Raw genomic sequence first — 597 nt, forward strand, 5'->3', positions numbered from 1 at the left:
TTGCCCTGATCGAAAAGCATTGGGACAGCCTGGTGCATCTGGCGGCTTCGGTCATGAGTGGTCACGCCAGTGCGGTGGCAGCACTGGCGCGGTTTGGCTCTGCTGCCCAGGGTGACCCCATCTATGACGCTGGCGTGCAATTGGGACGTTTGCTGCGAACCGCGTTCCTTGCCGACTACTTTGTTAAGGACGCTTTCAGGAATGAATTGCGCCGGGTGCTCAACCGGGGGGAGGCGGTCAACGCCCTCAAGCGCGCCATTTACACCGGCCGGATCAGCCCGGCACAGGCCAAACGTGTGGACGAAATGCAGGCTGTGGCCGACGCGTTGAGTCTGCTGGCCAACATCGTCATGGCGTGGAACACGTCACAAATGCAGGCTGTTCTGGATCGCTGGTCGAACCGCCGCCAGGCCATTCCGCCGGAACTGATCGGAAAAATTGCTCCCACCAGGCTGGAAAGCATCAACCTGCGAGGCGTGTTCCGCTTTCCTGTTGACCGTTATGCCGACCAAATCCTGCCCTCGCGGCAGGGAGCACCGATAACTGGCACCAACGGATGAAACCGATCACGGTTTGACGCCACGAATCCCGGATTTG

Annotated in this window: 1 protein-coding gene; it reads left to right on the forward strand. The window is 60.0% G+C overall.

Annotated elements, in window-relative coordinates; all coding sequences use genetic code 11:
* On the forward strand, positions 1–560 hold a 560-nt coding region (locus KYG_RS02175), incomplete at its 5' end, for a Tn3 family transposase (protein WP_008903180.1).
* Positions 561–597 lie beyond the last annotated feature (37 nt).

The organism is Acidovorax sp. NO-1, from assembly GCF_000238595.1.
Classification (GTDB): Bacteria; Pseudomonadota; Gammaproteobacteria; order Burkholderiales; family Burkholderiaceae_C; genus Acidovorax.